This is a genomic window from Methanimicrococcus stummii (assembly GCF_032594435.1).
GTDB classification, from domain to species: Archaea; Halobacteriota; Methanosarcinia; order Methanosarcinales; family Methanosarcinaceae; genus Methanimicrococcus; species Methanimicrococcus stummii.
Genome location: NZ_CP131062.1, coordinates 130,274 through 154,318, shown reverse-complemented (window position 1 = coordinate 154,318; position 24,045 = coordinate 130,274). Strand labels below are relative to the sequence as shown.

At 43.4% G+C, this 24,045-nt stretch carries 22 protein-coding genes, 1 tRNA gene, 1 other RNA gene and 1 pseudogene; 12 read left to right on the top strand and 13 right to left on the bottom strand.

All coding sequences use genetic code 11. The features are described from left to right. Window positions 1-122: 122 nt before the first annotated feature. The 8 genes and pseudogenes from MmiEs2_RS00800 to ftsZ form a co-directional block, all read right to left on the bottom strand. On the bottom strand, window positions 123-431 hold the full coding sequence (locus MmiEs2_RS00800; protein WP_316559546.1) for a hypothetical protein: 309 nt from the start codon (window positions 429-431) through the stop codon (window positions 123-125). Window positions 432-831: 400 nt separating this feature from the next. Next, complete coding sequence (gene rpl12p, locus MmiEs2_RS00795; protein WP_316559545.1) at window positions 832-1,137, bottom strand: 50S ribosomal protein P1; 306 nt, start codon at window positions 1,135-1,137, stop codon at window positions 832-834. A 73-nt stretch (window positions 1,138-1,210) separates the two neighbouring features. Continuing rightward, window positions 1,211-2,053: pseudogene (locus tag MmiEs2_RS00790) on the bottom strand (50S ribosomal protein L10); the annotation flags it as partial. Window position 2,054: 1 nt separating this feature from the next. Then, window positions 2,055-2,696, bottom strand: coding sequence for a 50S ribosomal protein L1 (locus tag MmiEs2_RS00785; protein ID WP_316559544.1), 642 nt, complete (start codon window positions 2,694-2,696; stop codon window positions 2,055-2,057). Window positions 2,697-2,909: 213 nt separating this feature from the next. After that, entirely contained in the window at window positions 2,910-3,395 is a 486-nt protein-coding gene (locus MmiEs2_RS00780) for a 50S ribosomal protein L11 (RefSeq protein WP_316559543.1), read from the bottom strand. Window positions 3,396-3,557: 162 nt separating this feature from the next. Continuing rightward, on the bottom strand, window positions 3,558-4,034 hold the full coding sequence (locus MmiEs2_RS00775) for a transcription elongation factor Spt5 (protein WP_316559542.1): 477 nt from the start codon (window positions 4,032-4,034) through the stop codon (window positions 3,558-3,560). A gap of 21 nt (window positions 4,035-4,055) precedes the next feature. Next, window positions 4,056-4,286 carry a protein translocase SEC61 complex subunit gamma gene (locus MmiEs2_RS00770; RefSeq protein ID WP_316559541.1) on the bottom strand — a complete coding sequence of 77 codons (231 nt, stop codon included), beginning with the start codon at window positions 4,284-4,286 and terminating at the stop codon, window positions 4,056-4,058. 239 nt (window positions 4,287-4,525) lie between these two features. After that, on the bottom strand, window positions 4,526-5,647 hold the full coding sequence (gene ftsZ / locus MmiEs2_RS00765) for a cell division protein FtsZ (RefSeq protein WP_316559540.1): 1,122 nt from the start codon (window positions 5,645-5,647) through the stop codon (window positions 4,526-4,528). 522 nt (window positions 5,648-6,169) lie between these two features. Between ftsZ and MmiEs2_RS00760 the strand changes: the two genes are divergently transcribed. From MmiEs2_RS00760 to aglJ, 9 genes are all read left to right on the top strand, one after another. Next, the gene (locus MmiEs2_RS00760; protein ID WP_316559539.1) at window positions 6,170-6,856 is read left to right on the top strand and encodes a CRISPR-associated protein Cas4; all 687 of its coding nucleotides are present in this window, start codon (window positions 6,170-6,172) and stop codon (window positions 6,854-6,856) included. Between the two features lie 62 nt (window positions 6,857-6,918). Continuing rightward, window positions 6,919-7,932: an AIR synthase family protein gene (locus MmiEs2_RS00755; protein ID WP_316559538.1), complete on the top strand. Its 1,014-nt coding sequence runs from the start codon at window positions 6,919-6,921 to the stop codon at window positions 7,930-7,932. Window positions 7,933-7,972: 40 nt separating this feature from the next. Then, window positions 7,973-9,535, top strand: a complete 1,563-nt coding sequence (locus MmiEs2_RS00750) for a phosphoadenosine phosphosulfate reductase domain-containing protein (protein ID WP_316559537.1) — start codon at window positions 7,973-7,975, stop codon at window positions 9,533-9,535. A 151-nt stretch (window positions 9,536-9,686) separates the two neighbouring features. After that, an RNA gene (gene ffs, locus MmiEs2_RS00745) (signal recognition particle sRNA) lies at window positions 9,687-10,002 on the top strand. Between the two features lie 104 nt (window positions 10,003-10,106). Continuing rightward, window positions 10,107-10,191 (top strand) — tRNA-Ser (locus tag MmiEs2_RS00740). 82 nt (window positions 10,192-10,273) lie between these two features. Then, entirely contained in the window at window positions 10,274-10,708 is a 435-nt protein-coding gene (locus tag MmiEs2_RS00735; RefSeq protein WP_316559536.1) for a hypothetical protein, read from the top strand. Between the two features lie 150 nt (window positions 10,709-10,858). Then, on the top strand, window positions 10,859-12,763 hold the full coding sequence (locus MmiEs2_RS00730) for a GLUG motif-containing protein (protein WP_316559535.1): 1,905 nt from the start codon (window positions 10,859-10,861) through the stop codon (window positions 12,761-12,763). A 462-nt stretch (window positions 12,764-13,225) separates the two neighbouring features. Next, on the top strand, window positions 13,226-13,777 hold the full coding sequence (locus MmiEs2_RS00725; RefSeq protein ID WP_316559534.1) for a TATA-box-binding protein: 552 nt from the start codon (window positions 13,226-13,228) through the stop codon (window positions 13,775-13,777). A gap of 130 nt (window positions 13,778-13,907) precedes the next feature. Next, on the top strand, window positions 13,908-14,861 hold the full coding sequence (gene aglJ / locus MmiEs2_RS00720; protein ID WP_316559533.1) for an S-layer glycoprotein N-glycosyltransferase AglJ: 954 nt from the start codon (window positions 13,908-13,910) through the stop codon (window positions 14,859-14,861). A gap of 236 nt (window positions 14,862-15,097) precedes the next feature. On the opposite strand, the gene thiC is transcribed toward aglJ, so the two are convergent. Then, on the bottom strand, window positions 15,098-16,381 hold the full coding sequence (gene thiC, locus MmiEs2_RS00715) for a phosphomethylpyrimidine synthase ThiC (protein WP_316559532.1): 1,284 nt from the start codon (window positions 16,379-16,381) through the stop codon (window positions 15,098-15,100). Between the two features lie 1,000 nt (window positions 16,382-17,381). Between thiC and MmiEs2_RS00710 the strand changes: the two genes are divergently transcribed. The 3 genes from MmiEs2_RS00710 (at window position 17,382) to MmiEs2_RS00700 (ending at window position 21,193) form a co-directional block, all read left to right on the top strand. Further along, the gene (locus MmiEs2_RS00710; RefSeq protein WP_316559531.1) at window positions 17,382-17,645 is read left to right on the top strand and encodes a YhbY family RNA-binding protein; all 264 of its coding nucleotides are present in this window, start codon (window positions 17,382-17,384) and stop codon (window positions 17,643-17,645) included. A gap of 17 nt (window positions 17,646-17,662) precedes the next feature. Beyond that, the gene (gene alaS, locus MmiEs2_RS00705; protein WP_316559530.1) at window positions 17,663-20,446 is read left to right on the top strand and encodes an alanine--tRNA ligase; all 2,784 of its coding nucleotides are present in this window, start codon (window positions 17,663-17,665) and stop codon (window positions 20,444-20,446) included. 63 nt (window positions 20,447-20,509) lie between these two features. Continuing rightward, a complete protein-coding gene (locus tag MmiEs2_RS00700) occupies window positions 20,510-21,193 on the top strand; it encodes a methyltransferase domain-containing protein (RefSeq protein WP_316559529.1) in 684 nt (227 codons plus the stop codon). Between the two features lie 243 nt (window positions 21,194-21,436). On the opposite strand, the gene MmiEs2_RS00695 is transcribed toward MmiEs2_RS00700, so the two are convergent. The 4 genes from MmiEs2_RS00695 to MmiEs2_RS00680 form a co-directional block, all read right to left on the bottom strand. After that, entirely contained in the window at window positions 21,437-21,715 is a 279-nt protein-coding gene (locus MmiEs2_RS00695) for a pro-sigmaK processing inhibitor BofA family protein (protein ID WP_316559528.1), read from the bottom strand. 174 nt (window positions 21,716-21,889) lie between these two features. After that, entirely contained in the window at window positions 21,890-22,705 is an 816-nt protein-coding gene (locus MmiEs2_RS00690) for a sulfite exporter TauE/SafE family protein (RefSeq protein ID WP_316560255.1), read from the bottom strand. An 85-nt stretch (window positions 22,706-22,790) separates the two neighbouring features. Then, window positions 22,791-23,540, bottom strand: a complete 750-nt coding sequence (locus MmiEs2_RS00685; protein ID WP_316559527.1) for a HEAT repeat domain-containing protein — start codon at window positions 23,538-23,540, stop codon at window positions 22,791-22,793. Window positions 23,541-23,542: 2 nt separating this feature from the next. After that, window positions 23,543-23,902 (bottom strand): response regulator, encoded by a 360-nt coding sequence (locus MmiEs2_RS00680; RefSeq protein WP_316559526.1) that lies wholly within the window; start codon window positions 23,900-23,902, stop codon window positions 23,543-23,545. Between the last annotated feature and the right edge of the window lie 143 nt (window positions 23,903-24,045).

Genomic DNA, 24,045 nt, shown 5'->3' with positions numbered 1-24,045 from the left:
AAACAAAAAAAGATGAAAATAATACAATCGTAAAAACGAAATGAATCAATCTAAAAAAGAAGTAAAACGATTAAACTCGTTTTACTTCTGACATAAGAAAAGAAAATGGAGAAATTAAGGGATTAATCACAATGAACGGCTTCAAAAATAACTTTTGAATCGTCTGTGACCGGGTCACCGTTTGTTTTTAAATCGGAATAAGATCCCCAATTGCAAACAATTTTGTACGGGCTCTTAAGCTGGTCTAAAATGTCTTTCTGTTTTTCTTTATCGGCATCGATCCAAACCGTCAGCATCGTATAATCGGATTTTTCGACTTTTTCGGGCTCGTCACCGTTTTTTAAAACTCTTGCGCCTCTGTCGCGGTAAAAACCTGCGACATGAATCGGATATTTGTTTTTGTTTTTGAATTCAACATATTCGTCGGTCATTATAGAACCTCCAAATAGTAATAACATTTTCAACGATATATAAAATTATTCAAATGTATTTTATAAAAATTATATAGAAAAAACATCACCGACGAATAAAAATTTTTGAAGATGAATATCCGGTTTTCAATCTGTTTTTGAAAAATGAATGTTTGGTTTTCAATCTGTTTTTTGAAAAATGAATGTTTGATTTTCAATCTGTTTTTGAAAAATGAATTTTGGTTTTCAATCTGTTTTTGAAAAATGAATTTTGGTTTTCGATTTGTTTTTGAAAAATGGAGCGACTCGCGCGCGAGCGGAGCGACGCAAAACGAAGAAATTCAAAACGAAGAGATGCAAACCAAAAAAAAGCCTGAGGGAAAATCCCTCAGGCTCGAAGCGGTAAATTTCTGTAAAGAAATTAACCGAAAAGGGCGCCGAGACCGGCCATGCCTTCTTCTTCGGAGTTGTCTTCTTCTTCGGGCTCAGGTGCTGCTGCTGCAGGTGCGTCAGCTGCTGCTGCGGGTGCTGCTGCGGCTGCGGGTGCTGCGAATGCTGCTTTTGCGATTGCTTCTTCGATGTCGACACCGTCGAGTGCTGAGATGAGTGCTTTGACACGTGCATCGTCAACGTCTGCGCCTGCTGCTGTAAGGACTGCTTTGACTGAGTCTTCTGTGATTTCTTTTCCGCTCTTGTAGATTAAAAGTGCTGCGTAGATGTACTGCATAATATTTCACCTTTTGATTTGTTTATTTAAATTTTTAATTAATTCGTTAAATTTATAATTCGTATTTGCTTGCGTTTGCAACAGATGTTGCTTCTGCATTGGCTTTGCCGATTAATTTGTCCATCACTTCAGTTTCAAAGATAACGGCTTCAACACCCAAGTTGACGGCTTCAGTTTGAGCCTTCTGGATGAGAACTTCAATGTTTTCTTTGGTCGGGATGGCTGCATTTACGGACAAGTTGAACGCTTCCTGCGCTGCGGTGACGAATTTGTTGAACATTTCTGTTTCGTCAACGTGCAAGACGTCCGGAAGATAAATCGTTCCGTCTTCGTAAACGGCTCTCAAAATTAAACCGACTTCCATCGGGAAAATTTCCAACTTGCTTAACGCGGTTGCCAATTTTTGGGAAACTTTTTCGCCGGCTTTACAGACGACTTTTGTTTCTTTAATGGCGATTTTGCCGCCGTCGACAGCTGTCGGAATGCCTGCGCCCTGGAACTCACTGAGCATCGGACCCGGCGGGAAGTTGGTCGGACCTTTCTCGACAGTGATGTCAAAGGGTGCGATTGCGCCTGCCTTAATGGGTGCCGGTGTCTTGGTCTGCGCCAGCATTTTGTATAATTTAAACGGATTGTCGTTTGTGAAAATCAAAGCGGACTGTCCTTCAATGTATTGAATCATGTCAGGAACACTGCCGTCGCTTTCTCTGAGCGCTTTTTCGTTCAAAGTGTTACGCGTAACTTTCAAAACGGCTGATTCACGAATGTTGCGTCTCATTTTCTGAATCTGGTCGGCGGTAATGCCTTCAAAACTGACAACACCGAAAATGCTGTAGTTTTTGACGAGATCTTTGATTTCGGTAACTTCGTCCATTTTCCACTGCGGGATATGTTCTGCGCCTCGAGTTTCTGCCATATCACATCACCCTCTCGGATTTTCCCATTGTCGTTGTGACATAAATGGATTTAATGTTCTGCTTACCTTTGACGAGCGCACGTTCGACACGGGAAATGACGGTTTCAATGTTCTGAGCCAATTGCTCAGCCGGCATGTCGCGGCGGCCGATAGAGACGTGGAACGTCATCTTGTCTTTCGATCTGGCGCGGACAGCGCTTTGTTTTGACTGAATCATTTCACCAATGCTTTTTCCGGGAAGAAGCGGAACCGGCATTTTGCCTCTCGGACCGAGAACGGTACCGATGGTTTTACCGATTGTTGCCATGAACTGGGTTTCCGCAATGAAGAAGTCACATTCGTCGGCGACGGCTTTCGCGCGTGCCTTGTCGTCCTTCATTTCCTGGATATCAGCATCGTCAAAAACGTATGTTGCCCCGGCCTGTTTGGCCTGCATTGCAACTTCACCTTTTGCAAAAACGCCGATCTTCAATTCTTTTCCGAGACCGTTCGGGAGAACGATTTCTTCGTCAACCCTGTTTTTGGGCTGATTGAGATCAAGGTTTTTAAGGTTGATCGCAAGGTCAACGCTTTCTGAAAATTTGCGCTGAGGCGATTCCTCTAATAATTTCTTTACGAGTTCTTCGATAGCTACATCTGCCATTTTAAGGCCTCCCCGTAGTCCCGCCAATTAAATCGCCGAAAAAAGAAACAACCGAAAATATTCGGCCGCGCGGCGTTTTAACGTGCGTCAGTCATTTTGACTTTCTACGGATTATTGGATGTTTTAAATACAAAAGCTGTTTTCAGAAAAGTTTGGCGTGAACCGAAATTTTCGAAAGACGCTTTTAATAAATGTGAAAAAAGAACGGTAAAATTACCATTCTTCGTTGTTGATAATGTCGTCGTATTGGCCCGCATCAACTGCTTTCTGGAAGTCTCTGACATCCATGCCTTCGACGGTAACGCCCATAGAAACACCGACGCCGGTGACTTCTTTGATGGCTGCTTTCAAGTCGTATGAAAGAATGTCGTCCTTTTTCATGCGCGCGATTTTTGCGGCCTGCTGGACGGTAATGTTTCCGACTTTTTCTGTGTTGGGTCTGCCGGAGCCTTTCTGAATGCCTGCTTCCTGAAGGAGGAGGGAGGATGTCGGGGGTGTTCCGACTTCGATGGTCACGCTTTTGTCGTCAGCGACGATCACTGTCACCGGAACCTGCATGCCGTTAAAGTCTTTTGTTTTCTCATTGATTTGATCAATAACGTCTTTAATGTTGACACCGAGAGGACCCAATGCCGGACCGAGCGGCGGACCGGGAGTGGCTTTTCCTCCGGGGACCAATGCTTCTACTGAACTTGCCATTAAAATCACCGTGGATATAATAATATAATAAATTTAATTTGGATTGATAATTCAGATAAATGAATTTGTTCATTCTGAAAGAGATTCTAATAAATCGGATTCTTTGATTTAAAGCTTTCTCATGAAATACAGAATGAAATGTTGTTCAAACAACGCCCTTCCTTATTCTTCTTCCTTCTTTAAAACGCGAACAGTGTCGCCCCGAATTGTAATCGGGATCGGAACCACGGCGTCGAATAACTCCACCGTAATTTCATCGTGCTGTCCGGTACCGATACGCTTGACTTTTGCTTTTTCGCCCTTGAACGGGCCGGATGTGATTTCAATAATCGAGCCTTCGGTAATGCCGACGGAAATGGGTTTGGGCTTTAAGAAGTGTTCGATTTCGCCGATTTTAGTCGGGCTTTTCAGCATGGATTTCGCATGCGGAACTGCCTGAATCAAACTGTCAACGATATCGGAACGGGGCGTTTCAACGAAGACGTACCCTTTCAGCTCTTCGGGAGCGAGAACGGATCTGACGTCCAGATGCTCTTTTTTAGCCACAAGCGCCATTGATTTGGCAACGGATTTTTCTTGGTTGACGGTCGTTTTTACAATGTAAATATTGACATCGTCGTTATTTTCTTCTTCAAACATTTTTATAACCTGAATATGCCCTTATGTTCTGATCGGGATGAAATATTCCGGAACGATGTCCATCAAGACATAGAAAATAAAGCCCATGACACCGATTGCGAGAATACCGAGCGCTGCAACTTTTGCAATCGTTAAGAATTCTTTGCGAGACGGCTTGCGGGCCAATTTTAAAATTCTGAGGTAAGAACGAAGTGTCGGACCGATGTTTGCAATGCCGTCCTTCACTTTATCTGCCGTGTTGTTTTCTGCCAATTTTTCACATCCGAATCGCTTCCGAGGAAGCGGATAAATTAAAAATTTGAATTTGAGATTTCTCGAATCTAACAGATAACCGAAAAATAAAAACTCAAAAAAGATAGCGATTCTAATACATTCATTCTTAATATACTTTGTCCTTTTTCGATTTTAAAAGAGAAAATGAAAAGTCCGCTCGGCACAGCTTACGCTCAGCCGGAAATCAAAAAAGAAAAAAGAAAATTGATTTGCCGAGATTACTCGACAAAGTCAATGCCGTATTTGGCGGTAATGAATGTACCGCTGCCCTGGCCGTAAATCTGAGAGGATTTAACGCCGGTCACGATAATCATCGTACGAATCTTGTTTTCAAGTTTCGGGTCGATTCTGGCACCCCAAATGAGGCGGGCGCCGGAGTCAATGCGGTTGTGAACTTCCTGAACGACGGATTGCGCTTCTTCAATCGTCATGTCGGGGCCGCCGATAACGTTAACAAGCGCGGATGTCGCGTCGGAAATGTCGACATCCAAAAGCGGGCTTCTGAGGGCTTTTTGAATGGATTCGACCGCTTTGTTTTCGCCGGATGCTTCGCCGAGACCGATCATGGCGACGCCGCCGTTCTGCATAATGGTGCGGATATCGGCAAAGTCGACGTTCACGAGACCGTCTTCGGTGATGGATTCCGTGATACCTTTAACGGCGCGCATCAAAACTTCGTCACAAACTTTAAAAGCGGCTTGGAGCGGAAGTTTCGGGACCATTTCAATTAATTTGTCGTTCGGGATAACGATAACGGTGTCAGCAACATCGCGAAGTCTTTCAAGACCTGCTTCCGCGTTTGTTCTTCTGACAATACCTTCAACGCCGAACGGTAAAGTGACAACAGCGATTGTGAGTGCGCCTGCCGCGCGTGCGGCTTCGGCGACAACGGGCGCAGAGCCGGTACCTGTACCGCCGCCGAGACCGGTTGTAATGAAAACCATGTCGGCGCCTTCAACGGCGTGGCGGATGTCGTCAACGTTTTCAATTGCCGCATCTTCGCCGACTTGCGGAAGACTGCCTGCGCCGAGACCGCGGGTCTTCTTTTTGCCGATGAGGATTTTTTTGTTGGTGCCGATTTTTAAAAGGTGCTGAGCGTCAGTGTTGACGGCGAAAAGCTCGGCGCCGGAAATGCCTTCTTCGAGCATTCTCTGGATACTGTTAGAACCGCCGCCGCCGCAACCGATAACTTTAATGTTTGTCTTTAAGCCTTCCAAAAAGGCGCGCAGTTCTTCGTCCACTTCTTCGCCCTGAAGGTTGACGTTGGGAGAATAACGGGGCGCTTCGCCGCGGTCTTCGCGGGCGCTTCTGGCTAATGCTTCTTCTACGATGGATTTCATGTGTGAACCTCTGTGTTGTATCAAAAACGGAATCGGCTCGTGTGACGTTTCCGAATCCGCATGTAAAAGATGAAATGATTACTCTGAAAAATATCAAATCATTAAATCATAAATGGAATCAATAAGTTTCTGAAATATTTAATAATTCCTATGAATGAAATATTTTACAAACGCCAAAGTTAAAAAAGTTACCATTGAGAAGAGCATTTAAAAAGAGCATTTAAAAATATCGTTTTTGAAAAAAACGCAACCTGAAAATAGGATATTCTGAAATAATCGAATATGACTCAAAACCCGGAAAAGCAAGAAAAAAAGGAAAAAAGAGAAAAACTTGATGATAAAACCGTATTCGTATCGGAAATCAAAATTTGGGCGGCTTGCCCGAAGCAATTGTATTTCAAAATATCTGCCGAGAGAAAAAAACATCCGGATTTATTATTTAACGAAAATCGAGCCGGCGTTTTTGAAAATAAAATTTGGCGTGAAATTTGCTTGGAATTGCCGGCTCTGGTTTTAGAAAAAATGGATGAAAATCCGGATGTTGTTTTTGCCGAAAACGATGAATTCAAAAAACGGCTGACAGAATTAAGAAAAGAAATAACGGAAGACTTGGAAAAAGAAAATGAAGAAATCAAAAACAAAGAAAATAAAAATGAAATCAAAGACTTTGAAAATGAAGATGAAAACGCCGCCCGAATTCAAAATCAAATTGAAAAGTTGTGCGCTAATGTTGATTTGACGCTGAAAAGAAACGGCGCCGATGTTTTTGAATCGGCGGCGATGCCGATGAACGTTGAAAAAGCGGCGCGTTTTTCAAAAGCGAATTTAGCCGGCGCGCCTCCCAAAGTTTTAATGATTGATGAAAAACGGCTGCCGTATTTAATTAAAATATCAAACGCGCCGATGAACGGCGTTTGGGAATCGGACAGAATAACGGCGGCAGCGTATTTAATAATATTAGAAGAAAAATTCGGGCGGCAGTTTGTGTCAGACAGCGCGATTGTGGATTATTTCGGCGATTATCGGCTCATGCGAGTTCGGCCGCAAGACAGGCGAAAAGTGTTTCGTGCGGCACGAAAAATCCGCGACATTAAAAAAGGAAAAATGCCGCGCGAGAAAAACATTTTTTTGTGCGAAAAATGCGCTTACAAAGAAAAATGTCAGGTGAAAGCGAAGACATTGTTTTCAAAAATATTCGGCGAAGCGTGAATTTAAATAAAAAAAATAAGTTTTACGAATAAGAATCAGCAGAATTGCAGGAAAATAAAAAAATGGAAATCGGAAAAGTGCCTCACGACCTTTTGGAAAAAATCGTCTTTCAGAAACTGAAAAACTTTGATGAAAAGGTGAAAGTCTCGCCCGGAATCGGCGAAGACTGCGCGATTTTGGATATCGGAGACCAATTTTTCGTCCTCTCCTGCGACCCGATTACGGGAACGGCCAAAGAGATCGGAAGACTCGCCGTTTACGTCTCCTGCAATGACATCGCCTCTTGCGGCGTTCGCCCGTTCGGGCTTCTCGTAACAATTCTTTTGCCGCCCGACTCAACAGAAGATGATTTGGACAAAATCATGACGGAACTTGCCGAAACCGCGACCGCGTTAAATGTCAGCATTATCGGCGGCCACACGGAAGTGACGGACGCCGTGACGAGAATTGTCATCAATACGACGGCAATCGGCATTTCAAATAAAAATAATGTCATCAGCTCATCCGGCGCCGTTCCCGGTGACAAAATCATCATGACAAAAACCGCGGCGCCCGAAGGAACCGCAATTATCGCTTTTGAAAAAGAAGATGAATTGAAAAAGGAATTCGGCGACGCGTTTGTTCAAAAAGCGCAGTCGATGATTTCCCAAATCAGCGTGATTGAAGAAGGCGCTGCAGCCGGTGAGCTGGGTCCCGAAATAATTCATTCCATGCACGACATCACGGAAGGCGGGCTTTACGGCGCGCTTTGGGAAACGGCGGAAGCCTCCAAAACCGGCATCATCGTTTACGAAGAAAACATTCCGATAACAAACGAAACGCGAAAAATCTGTGAATATTACAATTTAAATCCATATCGGTTGATTGCAAGCGGCACCATGATCATGACAACGCCGAATCCGGACCTTGTTTTAGAAAAACTGAAAGAAAAAAATATTCCGGCTGCGGTCATCGGCGAAATTGAGGCAAATCCGCTGAAACGTTTGATTTACAAAAACGAGAAACAGGAAACTGAAACGATGAGCGTTTTGCGCGCGCCGAAATCGGATGAGTTGTATAAATTGCCGCGCTCATAAGGAAAATGATTATTAATAAGATGGAAACATCTTTGCCTTCATGGTCAAACCCGTTTTTTTAGGAAAATTAGTCTTACATTGGTGCCCGGCGTGCAATGTTCCTGTTTTGGATGAAAAATGCGCCTGCGGCGCTCAAACAAATTTTGTAACCGTCACGCCGCCGGCCGATATCCGTCCTGCGTTTCCGTACGATATTAACCGCATCAACGAAGTTTCCGTTCGGCAATTCGGCAAAAAAATGATTGCCGACGGGGAAATTGCCGTTTATAACAAGGCGCCTTACGATGACAGAATGGAAGAAATCATCTGCGGCGGCGAAGTCATCGGAACGATTCGTTTTGAAATTGACAAACCCGGCTGGGTTCTTTTGCCGAGGCTTTCGGGCGCGCGCCGCATTTTTAACGCGAATGCAAAAACCGATGATCCGGATGTCGAGAAAAATTTGAAAAATTGGATAATGGTTCATGAAAAAGCGATTCCGTTCGTTGCAGAAGGTTCCAGCGTGCTGGTTCCGGGCATTTTGAGAACGGCGCCCGGATTTGAAAAAGAAGATGAAATTGTCGTTGTCACACCTGATTTTGAAGTCATTGCGACCGGGCGCGCGAAAATGTCTTCTGAGGAGATTCAAAATTCCGAGCGCGGCAAAGCCGTTAAAATCAGATGGAATCAAAAAGACGAAGCCGAAAGAAAAATTACGGCAGAAACGATTCCTGCGGACAAGGAAATTCCGGACGGAACGCAGGTTCGTGAGATTTGGCAGAAAACGATTGACGCGAATCGTCACGTGATTGATAAATTTGAAGCAGACAGCATCAGATTCATGCAAAACGCGGCAAACAATATGAACCGAAAATTAACGTGTTCATATTCGGGCGGCAAAGACAGTTTGGTGACGCTTCAGCTGACGGAAAAGGCGTTTGGGAAAGATTCCGGAAACGAAAGAGATTATGAAATCATTTTCGCCGACACCGGTCTTGAATTTCAGGAAACGATTGACAACGTCAAAGAAGTCGTTGAAATTTACGGCAAGCCGTTTAAAGAAACCTCCGCAGGAAATGCTTTTTGGGAAGAATATGAAATCAACGGCCCGCCGAGTGTGGATAATCGCTGGTGCACGCAATCCTGCAAACTTCAGCCGATTACAAATGTGATTGAAATGAATTACGCTGATGACGGCGGCTGTATGACGTTTATCGGCCAGCGCCAATACGAATCCAAAGCGCGCGCCAAAAGTCAAAGAATTTGGAAAAGCCCGTCCGTGCGCGGCCAAATCGGCGCCGCCCCGATTCAGGAATGGACGGCGATGCACGTTTGGCTTTACATTTTTGATCAAGATCTGCATTACAATCCGCTTTACGAAAAAGGCCTCGACCGCATCGGCTGCTGGCTCTGCCCCGCCGCGTCTCTGGCGGATTTTGAAAATTTAAAAACCACGCACCCCGAAGCGATGGCGATGTGGGAAGGAAAACTCATTGAAGCCGGACGCGAAAAAGAAATTGAAAATCCCGAAAATTGGGTGAAATTCGGTTTGTGGCGCTACGACAAACTTCCGCCGCTGATGCAGAAATTGGCCGCCGAAAAAGGCGTCAAATACAAAAAATAAATTTGAGGATTGCCTCAAATTTGTTTTTCTTTTTTTGAAAAAACGAATGTTGATTCGGGTTGATTTTTTGAAAAGCGGACCGGCTCGCGCGCGGCGGCGGGCAATTTGAAAATAGATAGACTTATAAATTATCCCATGCTTATGATTTATTCGGTGGGCTAGTCAGGGCAGCTAGGCGTCGCTTGTAACCCGAAATCGCCGATACGCGGGTGACGAAGCTTTTGGCCAGGTGCATTGACTTTATGTCAAGTCCGAAATTTTAACGTTGAAACCTCGTCCTGCTGGGAATGTGGTGATTGCCGTGACAAAAGGAGTTTTGGTTCGGCTTTCTTAATCGTGGACACCGGTCCAGGCCCGGAAGGGAGCAGACTTACCGCGGACAACAGTCGCTTGCGGGATTGCGGGGCGGAGGAGAGATTTCGGAGACTGCTTATGGGAAATGTATCGAACCAAACGCGTGCTCACCTTTTCCATTTACAAAAACCGTAAAATGAAGAGATTCGTCGAATAGGACGGCAAGCGTTAAATATCTCAATTTCATTTATGGGAAGCAATTAAACGATAATCGTTTGACGAGATAGCCTAGCTCGGTAGGGCGCAGGATTGCTAATCCTGTGTTGCTTTGCAACTCGGGGGTTCAAATCCCCCTCTCGTCGCTCATTCTTACTTTTTTGATTTTGAAATTAAAATGAAAGAGCTTGGCTGCCGTTAATATATCAGAAAAACATAACTGAAGTCATGGAAATTGACGACGTATTTTTATCCCTTGAAGAAATTCAAACAATTTTAGAAAACGACGGCTGCACTTGGCGCATTGCCGCCGACGATGACGATATTGAAGAAGAAGACGACTGCGATTTAAAAATTGATTTGAAAACGGCTTCATTTTCCGCCGATGCCGACACCACTGAAATTGAAAAGTGGGAAGCGGAACTGCCCGATTCTGATGAAAATAATGAAGACGAGGAAAACGAAAAAGAAAATCAAGGCGAAACAGTTTCAAAATCCGGAAATGAAACAAATCTGTCCGATCAATTTGAAAACGCAGCCGTGATTTATTTTGATATTTTCAAGAAGAGAACATACACTCAAACCCTTATTTTTCAAAAAGAAGATGAAAACGGAAAACGAATATATCGCTTGATTGGTTTTTGTGACGCGCCGATGTGTTGAATTTTCGAAATATTAATATACAAATGATGTAATTCATTATGTTTTCTCAAAGATTATACAATTCAAAACGGATTTAAATTTGGAAAACATGGGGAATTTACAAAAATGAAAAAACAGGGAACAAGAATATTTTTCGTTATAATAACAATAATGGCAGCGATTTTGCTGACAGGAACGGCAGCCGCCGCAATTACAGAAACGAGCACAAATTCGTATTTGATAAGCGATAAAGATGATTTGCTGGCCTTTAAGGCTCATTACGATGCGTTGACGACTGCCAATAAAAGAAATTCAAGTTATACAATAGATTCCGGTTTCACAACTGTTGATTTGAAAGACGATACATGGGAACCTGTTTTGAATTTCAGAGGAAAATTTGAAGGCAATAATATTGTCATTCAAAATTTGACAATTGAAAAAAACGCAGACAGATACGTCGGTTTTTTCGGAACAACGAGAGACAATGCATCAATTAAGAACATGACATTTGTAAATGCGACAATTACCGGGAAAAATTTAACAGGAATTTTAATCGGCGATCATGGCGGCAACCTGACGGTTGAAAATTGCCATGCATCCGGAACAGTAACGACAGCGGAGAACTATGCAGGCGGATTAATCGGCAGCGCCGACTATGACAGTAATGCCAACGGCGGTCTTTGGATTAAAAACTGCACCACAAATGTCGAAGTAAAGGCAGGGACAACTCATGCAGGCGGCATTGCCGGCAACCTTGTCGGCTCCAAACCGAAAGTTATAAACTGTCAAACATTTGGAAATGTGACAGCTTTGAGCAGTTATGCCGGCGGAATTGCAGGAGAAACAGGCGCGGAAATTAATAATTGCAGCGCAGCCGGAAACATAAAAGGATACAATTATGTTGGCGGAATTGCGGGTGGAACACGCTCAGTAATATATTGGGTTGATCCCGGACCCCAACCTGTAACAGTCCCGCCGAAGATTATTAATTGTTATTCAACCGGAGACATAACCGCGGAAGGAACAGATGCGGGAGGTCTTGTCGGAAGATATTACCATACGGCAACGAATAGTCAGGGAGATATTTCATATTCATACGCGACCGGAAATGTTACCGCGGCCGGAGCAGCTGCCGGTCTTGTCGGAAATGCATTGCATAATGTGACAATCCGCAAAAGTTTCGCCCTCAATGAATTTGTAAACGGATCAGCCGTAAACAGAACAGTCTGGACGACAGACAGTAATGTGATCCGATCTGATTTGTTCGCGTGGGAAGGCATTGAAACGAACGGAACATTCGGAACAGAGCCGTCGTATGTGACTTTGGTTCGTTCCGTTAAAATTTGGGACATTTTCGATAATGTCAAATCCGGCTGGTACGACGCTGGCTGGAGCGACACGGAATGGAAAATCAATGACGGAAATGAGAATTATAAATTGCCGATTCATTTTCATGAAGAATTCCGTGACAGCGGCGTTGACGCGAGTCATTTAATTCCGTTTGTCATTGATACACCGGCAATTGATCAATCAGGAGCAAACGCCGAGGCGGATTTTATTGTTTATTGGATCGGCGAATCTGAAATGAGCTGGGATAAGAAACTGGCTTACAGCTTAACAAATGATCCGCTGACGGCAACCGTCATTCCGGCATCGTTTAAAATAATGGTTGGAAACGGGGATGTTTATAATTCGTCGATTGATACAACCGGATTTTCCGAGGGCGATACATATTATGTATGGGGAATGACATACGACAGCGTTTTGGACATGACCTTTTTCAGCGACCCTGCAACGTTCATAATCGGTAGCGGCGGAAGCGGCAACAATAACGAAAAAGGAAATTCGGGTTCTTCGAAAAACAATGCGGTCGTCGTTGAGAAAGAAGAAAACATGGGACAGCCGGAAGACGAGTCGGAACAGGAAATCGAAGAAGGATACGAAGAGCTTGAAGAAAATGTGCCGACACTGCCGGAATCTTCAGTATCTTGGTTATTCATTTTCTTCATAATCGGCATTGCAATCGCCGTTTATTGTTTCAATGAAAGAAGAGAACAAGAAGAAGATCAGTCTTAAAGACTGATTTCTTCTTCTTTTGAATTTTTTTTAGTTTTAAAATTTATTTCTTTTAATTTGTTTTTAATTTCTTCTTTTAATTTTTTCATTTTTAGCTTCTTTTTCTTAATTTTTTTCGTTTTTAGCTTCTTTTTCTTAATTTTTTCGTTTTTAGCTTCTTTTTTAGCTTTTTTTATTTTAGATTAAATTTATGTGCCTGCGGATTTTGTTTATGATTCGAGATTATTTTTTAAAAAACAATGATTGAGCGTATATAAATTCTATATATACCCTTTATATACTTGATAAACGTTTATGAATATCCGCATTGATTCAAAAAATTGAATTAAAAAATAAACAAATATTTTTGCGTTTGTTTACATTTTTTGCTGAAAATATTTTAAAATAAATTTACAAATTATTATTTAAAATATTATTTAAAGTTTTAATTATCAGATTACAAAATCACATACGGTAATAATTATGAGCGATTCAAACCTTAAAATCGAAAACGTCGTTGCTTCCACAAAATTGGCGGAAGAATTTGACTTAAACTTAATCGTTGAGAAATTCCAAACCGCGGAATACAACAAACAGAAATTCCCGGGTCTCGTCTACCGCGTTTCCGACCCGAAAGCGGCTTTCCTTGTCTTTACGTCCGGCAAAGTCGTTTGTACCGGCGCGAAAAATGTGGCCGACGTTCATACCGTTATCGGCAACATGGCAAAAAAATTAAACAGCATCGGCATCAAGACAATTGAAAACCCGGACATCGCTGTCCAAAACATCGTCGCATCCGCCGACCTCAAAGCAGTTTTGAATCTCAACGCAATTGCAATCGGCCTCGGTCTTGAAAATATTGAATACGAGCCCGAACAGTTCCCCGGACTTGTTTACAGAATCAGCGACCCGAAAGTCGTCGTTTTGATTTTCAGCTCCGGCAAACTTGTCGTCACCGGCGGCAAAACACCCGAAGACTGCGAGCGCGGCGTTGAAGTCGTTCGCGAACAGTTGGACAACATGGGACTTTTGTAAAGTCTCTTGTTTTCTTTATTTTTTGAACAGATTATAACATTAAAACACCCGATTGAATAATTCAATTTGAACAGTTCAAAGAAATTCAATTGATTTGAAATCGGGTCAAAAACACCTTGTCGGGATTTTTATGACTGAAGACCGTACCCTTATTTTTGACAAAAATGACGTTTGTATTTTTATTCCCGTCCTCAACGAAGAAGGCGCAATCAAAGACGTGATTGAAGGCTTTAAAAACGTCGGCTACACCAATATTTTGGTTTACGACGGAAACAGCAAAGACAAAACGAGAGAAGTTGCGGCTGCCGCCGGCGCGCGCGTTGTCGTTCAAAGCGGCAAAGGCAAAGGTCAGGCGATGATTCAGGCGTTTGATGCCATGACCGAAAAATACATGGTCATGATTGACGGCGACGGCACGGAATTGCCCGAAGAAATTCATCATTTACTGTATCCGGTTTTGGAAGGCAAAGCCGACCATGTCGCAGGAAACAGAATTGCCGGAAGAACGCCGGGCGCGTTTACGGCGCTGAATCTTCTCGGAAACCGCATGATCAACTGGTTCTTCCGCCGTGCTTTTCATTCCGGCCTGCGCGACATTTTAACTGGATACCGCGCGTTTACACGTGAATCCATTCAAGCTTTGGATTTAAAACAAAACGGTTTCGTCATTGAAACAGAACTGACGGTTGAATGTTTGACAAAAGGACAAAAAATCCTCGAAGTGCCGATTACATATCTGCCGCGCCCCGAAAAAGTGGAAACGAAACTTCACCCGATTCGCGACGGTTACAGAATCAGTATGGCGATTTACAAATATTCAAGATTCTACAATCCGCTGTTTTTCTTCGGCGTCTGGAGTTTGCTTTCATTCACCATCGCTTTGCTTTTGATTGCGCTTCATCCGTTTATCACATGGCACGGCGGTTCAATTTTCGGAACAGCTTCCGTTTTCTTTGCGGGAATCGGCGCGCTTCTTTTGGTTGCAGGATTTGTCGCAGACATCAGCGCAACGCTTCACAGAAAAACATTAAAAGCGATTCAAGCGAATCGAAAAGAACAGGAAAAAGAATACGATCAATTCTGATTCCTTTCATTTTTCTTTTTTTAGAATTATTTACTTGTGAGCGATCGCTTCGCGCGCGAGCTGCGCCGTTTTTGAAAAATAAATGGAAAAACAAGCCGTTTTTGAAAATTTGATTTAAAAATGATTGGATTAAGAAATGTTAGAGAAGGAATTGGGGAATTCCTTCTCTGTCTTTATTTCCGTTTTGATGAGGAATTGTTTTTATGATCGAGCGATCATAGATTGCTCAATCAGCGTTATTTTGCGAGGTCGTAGTGTTGGTTGACGATTTTTAAAGCGCAGAAGTCGCCGCACATGGTACAGGCGTCTTCGTCGCCGGGCGCGCGGCTGTTGCGGACAGCTCTGGCGTGGTCGCCGTCGATTGCGATTTCGTACATCTTTTCCCAGTCGAGTTCTCTTCTGGCGCGGGCCATGGCTAAGTCTTCTTCTCTCTTGCCGAGACGGATCATGTCACCGATGTGCGCTGCAATCTTGGAGGTTTTAACGCCGGTAATAACGTCGTCGATGTTCGGAAGCGCCAAGTGTTCGGCAGGCGTCACGTAGCAGAGGAAGTCGCAGCCGTAGGATGCGGAAACAGCGGCACCGATTGCGGTTGTGATGTGGTCATAGCCGGGCGCGATGTCTGTAACGAGCGGGCCGAGCATGTAAAATGGTTTGTAGTTGCTCATGACTTTCATCAACTGAACGTTGGTTTTGATCTGGTCGAGCGGAACGTGTCCGGGGCCTTCGACAATGACTTGGAGGTCGTATTTGTCGTGCGCGATTTCAGCGCATTCGGAGTTGATAATCAATTCCTGGACCTGTGCGCGGTCGGTTGCGTCGTGGACGGCGCCTGCGCGCATACCGTTGCCGGTGGATAAGGTGACTTCGTGTTCTTTTAAGATTTCACAAAGGTAATCGAACTGAGCGAAAAGCGGGTTTTCTTTTTCGTTGTGGAGCATCCAGGTGCTCATGAAAGCGCCGCCGCGTGAGCAGAGACCGCCGTATCTGCCGTGCTTTTTCAATCTGTCAAGCGTAATCTGGTTGATACCTGTGTGAATCGCCATGAAACAGGTGCCGGCTTTGGCCTGGTCTTCTGTTGCCTTGAAAAGCTCGTCTTCGGTCATGTGAACGATGGAGCCGTGTTTTTCTGCGGCTTGGATAAATGCCTGGTAGAGCGGAACGGATCCGACCGGAAGCGTAATTGCGTCACAAACGGCTTTTCTGATGCCGAGGAAGTCGCCGCCGGTTCCGAGTTCCATCAAAGTGTCGGCGCCTGCTTTTTCTGCGGCGACGGCTTTGTCGATTTCCATCTGCATGTCGATAATGTCTGAGGAAGCGCCGATGGAGGCGTTGATTTTGGTGCGGCAGCCTTGACCGATACCACCGAGTTTGACTTTTCTGTAGGGGCTGACCGGAATAACGATTCTGCCGGCGGCAATGCCTCTTCTGATAAATTCGGGGTCTAATTCTTCTTTTTCTGCAACGATTTTCATTTCGTCGGTAATGATACCGTTCTTTGCGTCTGTAACAATGGACATATTATAACTCCTCTCTTAAAAATAGTTAAAAACGGACTGAATTGACATCATAAATTGAAATCAAGCAGGACATGCGCCTGCAGTCGCGAATTAAAAATAAAATGAAGTTTTCGAATATATACCTATTTAAAAAATAAAATGGATTTTAAAACAAAAAAATATGATTTTATCGGAAACCGCATTTGATAAAAAATAATAAATAAAGAAAAATTGATTTGATGACAAATAAAATTGAACTGTTTGAAATGATAATTATTTATTTTTATTTTGAAAAACCAAACATCGTTTTTTCTTAATTAAAAAAAATCGAACTCCGGTTTAATTCAAAATTTTGATAATTTTTGATTTTACCGGGAGTTCGGGTTTGATTAAATTTTCAAAACCGATGTTTGGATTTTGTTAAAAAATAAATGAAAAGTCCAAGTACGACCGCAAATTGAGATTTTGTGAGCGAAGCGAGCAAAATTGAAATTTGCGGATAAAACAAAGGCGAATGAAATGACTCTGTTAGCTGCATATTTTTAATATTTGTGAATTGAAAACGGCTGTATGTGTTTCATAAAAGTCTTGGGGCGAATCTCCAACTTCTCCTTTCACTCGCTAACGCTCGCGAAACTCGTCGTTGGAGGCGATTGATTTGTTTCTCATTTATTTTATTTCAAAAAAACAAACATCGGTTTTTCTTTAATTTTAATAAAACCCGAACTCCGTTTAAACCCCAAATATTTTTTTGATTTTTAGGTTTTAGCAGAGTTCGGGTTTTGAATAATTTTCTTCAAACCCGATGTTTGGCTTTGTTGAAAAATAAAAAACAAACAAAAAATGACAAAAACAAAAAAATGAAAATAAAAAAGTAAAATTAAAAAATTGATTTTCGTAAATTGAATGAAATTTGCGCTGCCGAAGAGAAGATTTATTAATTACGGAAAACTTTTGAAGTCTAAATTTATGACCGAATTAAAGATTTTAAAAAATAATTAAAGATTAAAAAGGCAAAATTATGGATAACATTAAACTCTACACGCTCAAAAAAGAATCCGTGAACTTAACGCCGCTTTTAAGCGTCGGCAAGAACGGTATGTCGGATTCGATTATTGAGGAACTCAAAAAGCAGCTGAAAGTTAAAAAGCTGGTCAAAGTCAGAATTCATAAAAATTCCGGTGAATCCGACGACATGAAACAAACCGCCGCCGAATTGTGTGAAAAATGCGGCGCGGAACTGATTGACGTTCGCGGCCGAACAGCAACATTGTACAAAAGATGATTGGGCAGGGTGGAAAAATGCTTGATGCTGAATATGAAGATATAACATATTTCAAAGAAAACGGCTTCTTGGAAAAAGAATGTACCAAATGCGGAAAAACGTATTGGACGCGCGACACCAACAGAGAAACCTGCGGCGATCCGCCGTGTGATCATTATACATTCATCGGAAAGCCGATATTTTCAAAACCGATGGACCTCGCGGAAATGCGCGAATATTTCTTAAATTTCTTTGAAGAACGCGGCCACACCCGAATCAACAGATATCCGGTTGTCGCCCGCTGGAGAGACGACATTTACCTGACAATCGCGTCCATCGCCGATTTCCAGCCGTTCGTCACATCCGGCCTCGTGCCGCCGCCGGCAAATCCGCTCACGATTTCACAGCCGTGCATCCGCTTAAACGATTTGGATTCCGTCGGCCGAACCGGACGCCACTTAACCACTTTTGAAATGATGGCACATCACGTTTTCAACAGCAAAGACAAAGAAATTTACTGGAAAGACAAAACGATTGCCTTGTGCGACGAACTTTTAATGTCGCTCGGCGCAGACGAAACCGATGTCACTTACATCAAAAGCCCGTGGGCAGGCGGCGGCAACGCCGGCGCGTCTGTTGAAGTCATGGTCGGCGGCCTTGAGCTGGCGACACTCGTTTTCATGAATTTGAAAGAATCAAAAAACGGAACAATCGACGTCAAAGGCAAAATGTATGAAAAAATGGACAATTACATCGTTGACACCGGCTACGGTTTGGAGCGATTCGTCTGGGCATCTCAGGGAACGCCGACGATTTATGATTCCGTTTTCCCGACAATCGTCAAAGAACTGACGAATTTGGCCGGCATTGACCACGATTTGGACAATCCCGAATACGCGAAAATGTTTGCCAACAATGCGCAATTCGCAGGCATTATGGATGTCAGCGGCAGCGCAAATCTGGCAGAACTCAGAAAACAGGTGGCAGACAGCATCGGCATGGATGTCGACGAACTGTCCCGAATCATGGACCCGATGGAAAAGATTTTCGCGATTGCCGATCACACGCGCTGTTTAACGTTTATGCTCGGCGACGGCATCATTCCGTCCAACGTCAAATCCGGATACTTGGCGCGCCTCGTGATTCGCCGCACGATTCGTATGCTTCAGGATTTGGGAATGGATGTGCCGCTCTCAGAAATTGTCGCGCTTCACATTGAAAACATGCCGGAATACCCAGAATATGAAGACACTTTCAAAGTGACGGAAGAAATCCTGGCACTCGAAGAGGAAAAATATCGCCAGACGATTGAGCGCGGCAGAAAAATTATTCAAAAAGCGGCTGTCCGTTATCAGGAAAAGGGTGAAAAACTGCCGCTTTCCGAACTCATGGAAATTTATGACAGCCACGGCATTCCGCCGGAAATCTCCAAAGAAGCGGCCAAAGAAGTCGGCGTCGACGTTGAATTCCCGGACAATTTCTATTCCCTTGTTGCCGATATGCACAGCGAAGCCGGCGACAAAGACGAATCCGTTTCCGGATTCAAATACATGGACAAATTGGAGCGTTTGCCGTTGACGAAACGCTTTTACTATGACGAGCCGGAAAGAATGGAATTTGAAGCCGTCGTTTTAGACGCTTTTGATGATTGCGTTGTTTTGGATAACACATATTTCTATCCGGAAGGCGGCGGCCAGGAAGCCGACCTCGGTATGATCATGGCCGGCACTTTCGTTTATGATGTCGTGGATGTTCAAATGTACAACGGAATCGTCATTCATAAGTTGAATATCACGGATAAAGAATTGCTTATCAATCGCGGCGACATGGTTATTGGCCAAGTGGACAAAAAACGCAGAATGGCGCACTCTCGCCACCATACGGCAACGCACATCATCAACGATGCAGCGCGCAAGGTGCTCGGTAACCACATTTGGCAGGCCGGCGCCCAGAAAACGGAAACCCGCGCAAGACTTGACATTTCCCATTATAAACACATCACGCAGGAGGAACTCAATGAAATTGAGATGATTGCCAACAAAACCGTGATGGAAAACAAGAAAGTTTACTTTGAGAGCATGGACAGAACCGATGCCGAACAGAAATACGGTTTCGGTTTGTACCAGGGCGGCGTTCCGCCGGGAAAAGTTCTCAGAATTGTCAAGGTCGGCTCCGACATCGAAGCTTGCGGCGGCACACACTGTCTCAGCACGGGTGTTGTCGGCCCGATTAAGATTTTGAAAACGGAACGCATTCAAGACGGTGTCGAGCGTTTGGAATACGCAGCCGGAGAAGCGGCGGTGGCGGCAATTCAGGATATGGAAGGATTGCTTCGCGATTCGTCTGAGACGCTCAGCATTCAGCCGGAAATTTTACCGCAAACGGTTGACCGTTTCTTTGAGGAGTGGAAAGAGCTTCAGAAAGAAAATGAAAAGCTGAAGGAAGAATTGGCCGGCGCGCGGACGATTAAGATGATGCAGGACGCTGAAAAAATCGGCGACATTTCGATTGTCGTCAGCGTGACAAAAGGCGACGGCATTGATTCTTTGAGAATGGCGGCGGTTGAGATTTTAAAGAATGAAAACGCCGTCGCGATTTTGCTCAGTGAAAGCGATGGTGTAAAAGCCGTTGCGGCCGCCGGCAAAAACGCGGTTGCCAAAGGCGTGAAAGCCGGCGATCTTGTCAAGATTATGTCACAAGCAGTCGGCGGCGGCGGCGGCGGCAAGCCCGATCTTGCGATGGGCGGCGGCCCGGACGCGGCAAACATCGACAAAGCAAAAGCGGAAGCGATGGCAAAAATTAAGGAGACTTTGTCTTCTTAATTTTGTATTTCATTTTTTCGTTTTTCATTTTGATTATTAATTTTCTTTTTTGTTTTGATTCATATGACTGTTTCTAAAAAAGATGTCAGCGCCTGGGATTTGGAATACGCGCATTTGAAATGGGGCGGTCTTGCCGAGCTTTCTTGGATTCAAAACCGACTGGCAGACGACAGTTTTTTATTGGACGCGGGATCCGGTGAAGGCCGTTATTTGCGGAATTTTTGTTTCAAATTTCCGTGCGTCGGCATTGACATTTCAAAAACCGCACTGGCGCGTTCAATGGAATCGATTTCAAAATCCGCCGGCGCGAATAAAACATTTTCAAATCCGAATCCGGATCATATTGTGTCAAACATTTCCGCGCTTCCGTTTGCAAACGAGTCTTTTGACGGCGTTTTGTGTCTGGGTGTTTTGCAGCATTTGTTTTTAAAAGACAGAGAAAAAGCCGCGGCTGAGTTTTATCGCGTTTTAAAAAACGGCGGGCGCGTTTTCTTTGAAGCCTTCGGCGAAGAAGATATGAGATGTTCGGGCGCGCCCGCGGTTTTGAATGAAACAAACGAAACCGAGCCGCGCACTTTTGAGCGTCAAAACGGCATCATTTACCACTATTTTGAAGAAAGCGAAATCCGAGATTTATTTGAAAAAATCGGATTTAAAACAATTGACCTTCAATCGCTGAAAAAAGAAAAACGGTACAATGGCGAGAATTATATTCGCCATCACTACCGCGCTGTTTTTGAAAAATGAATCAATGAAAAACCGATTGTTTTCAAATTTAAAAACGGCAGGGTGCTTTTTTGAAATATTATTAAAACGGGTGCGACTCGCGCGCGGTGAGCGGCAGCGTTGCCGGCGGCGGAGGCAGCAGCGAACGCAGAAAGCAACCGCTCAGCAAGAAGAACAAACCAAAAACAAGCAACAGGCGAGCTGAAAACAAATGAAGCTTGAAAAAAAGTAATAAAAGAATTAAGATGAAAATTCATCTTAATATCAGAACGGGAAAAGGTGGAAGATGTTTAAAATAATCAAAACCAATGCGCCGAAAACGCCGGTTAAAGCCGTCACGATGATTGTCACCAAAGTGGAGAGAGAGAAACTGAACGGAATGCTTGTCAAACCCAACAGATTTGTGACAATGATGAGCAGGAAACCGACAATGATGTTGACGGCGATTTTTTTGGTTGTTTTTAAAGCTTTGTACAAGACGTATGCGATAATAATTGCCACAGCAACTAAAATAATGTCTATGAATAAACCGGGGATTGCCATTTTATAAACCTCGAAATGTTTGAATGAATTGCTAAAAACTTTGTTAAAAAGAAGAAAGCAACGGAATCATAAGATTAACAGTATAATATTCTGTCAATTATTAATTGTCAATAACATATTCAGCCTATATATTTTTTATTGTCTTTAATTTTGATTTCGGCAGACATCGGCATCTCAAATTAAAAATCCTTTGACAATCATGCCGATTCCGACGAAAAAAGTAATCACGGAAAACGCGCCGCGAACATATTTCGGATTGATTTTATGAGACATGCGCGCGCCGATTGCCGCCATCACAACGCCCGGAATAACCAAAGCAATCCACATTCCGAGATTGACGTAACCGATTGAGAAAGGCGGCAATCCCGAAACGCCGATTCCGTTAATGATGTAACTGATAACGCCGCCAAACGCCGTGAAAACGATTGTCGCCGACGATGTTCCGATGGCATGCCGAAGCGGCATCTTGACAAGAAAAATGACGAGCGGAATTAGAATCAAACCGCCGCCGATTCCGGTTAATCCGGAAAGCAAACCCATAACTGACCCACAAATCGCATACAAGATCGGATTCTCCGACATTTTTGAAGGATCTTCATTGACATTTTTCGATGTCACAAATTTGAGAGACGCGCCTAAAACGACAACGCCGAAGATGATTGAAAGATAAGACGCGTTCAAAAGCGACGCGATGTAAGCGCCGACAAATGAAAATAAAAACCCGAAAACGCCCATCAAAATTCCTTTTTGCCAAAGAACCGCGCCTTTTTTAGAATGATTGTAAGCGCTGGAAAGCGAAGTCGGAAGCGTAAAAAACAAAGCGGTGGCAATCGCAGCTTTCAGTGCGATGTCCGGCGGATAGCCGAGTTTTGTCAAAAGATAAAACTGAAGCGGGACCAGCAAAATAGATCCGCCGATACCGATGAGCCCGGAAAATGAACCGGCAACCGCGCCGCCGACAATAAGAGCCGCGAAGAAGAAAAGAAGCATCAATTCCAAAGAGATCACCTGCCGCTGTTTTTAGGATTCAGATTTTTAATTTTAGAATTTAAATTTTAAATTTCAGAATTTAAATTTAAATTTTTAAATTTCGAAATTTTGATTTTATTTTTTGAACAGATTCCATTGCAATTCTTGAAATGCGTTCGTCGGAATGATTGAAATAAGCTTCAAGATACGGAATTGTATCAAGATTTCCGATGTCGCCCGAAAGTTCAATGACTTTTGCGAGCACGTGTTCGTCTAAAACATAGCTTTCGGAATCACCATGTTGATTCAAATCACATTGATTCAAATCGCATGGATTTGATTTAATTTTGGTCGGGGAATCCATATAAGTTTTTGGATTATTTTCTAAAATCGTTTCGAAGTATTTCAATGCAGTCGGGCCGCCTTTTGAAAGCGCCGCTGCCGCTTCGTAAGCGGTTCCGGGATTCGAGTCCGTCGTCAAAACGTCAAATAATAAAGAATCGAAACGGCGGTCATTCAAAAGAGAAAAACCGAGAATGCCGTTTTGCCGAACGCGCGGAATTTCGCTTTTCAAAAAGGATTCAAAAATGTATGCCGGTGTTTCAGAAATTTGTGAAAAAGCGTAAGAGAAACGAATTTGAAGCTTTTCGTTTGTTTCCGAAAAGGCAGGCAAAAGCATATCAACAGCCTGTTTTCCGACATTCTGGAGAATCGGATAAACGGCGGCGCAAATGAAATCATTTTCATTCGGGTCTTCAAGAAAAGAAATAAGCTGAGACAACTCTTCGGTTGTCGGAAAATCAATTGAGCGAATGAATTGAAGTTTGTCTTGCAAAGAGTCGGTTTCCGAATTCATGTTCAACCAAGCAGAGATTTTATGTAATCGCGGAACTCTTTGATTTTGAAGGGCTTTTGAATAAACCCGTCGAACCCGACTTCAGTAAATTGTTTGCCGTCTTTGGTTTCAACGTCGGAAGACATGGCGATTACTTTGGCTTTTTGATCCGTTTCTTCGCGAATGCGCCGGACCAATTCCAAGCCATCCATTTTGGGCAGATTAATATCGGTTAGAATTAAATCAAAAGATTCTTTTTTCAAAATATCAAGCGCGCTTTTGCCGTCGGCTGCAGCTGATACGCTGTAATTTTCAATTTCAAGAATATCGATGATTAATTCGGAATTCATAATATTATCTTCAATCAGAAGAATATGTTTCAAAACTCAATCTCTCCTTTATTATCAAACCCCGTAAACCTTACCTTAGGACATCATAAGATAATTAAATAAATTGCGTTGCGAAAAAAGTAAGACTGTTGGCGATTTAAAAAAATTAATTGAACCGGCCAAAAAACCGATTCAAT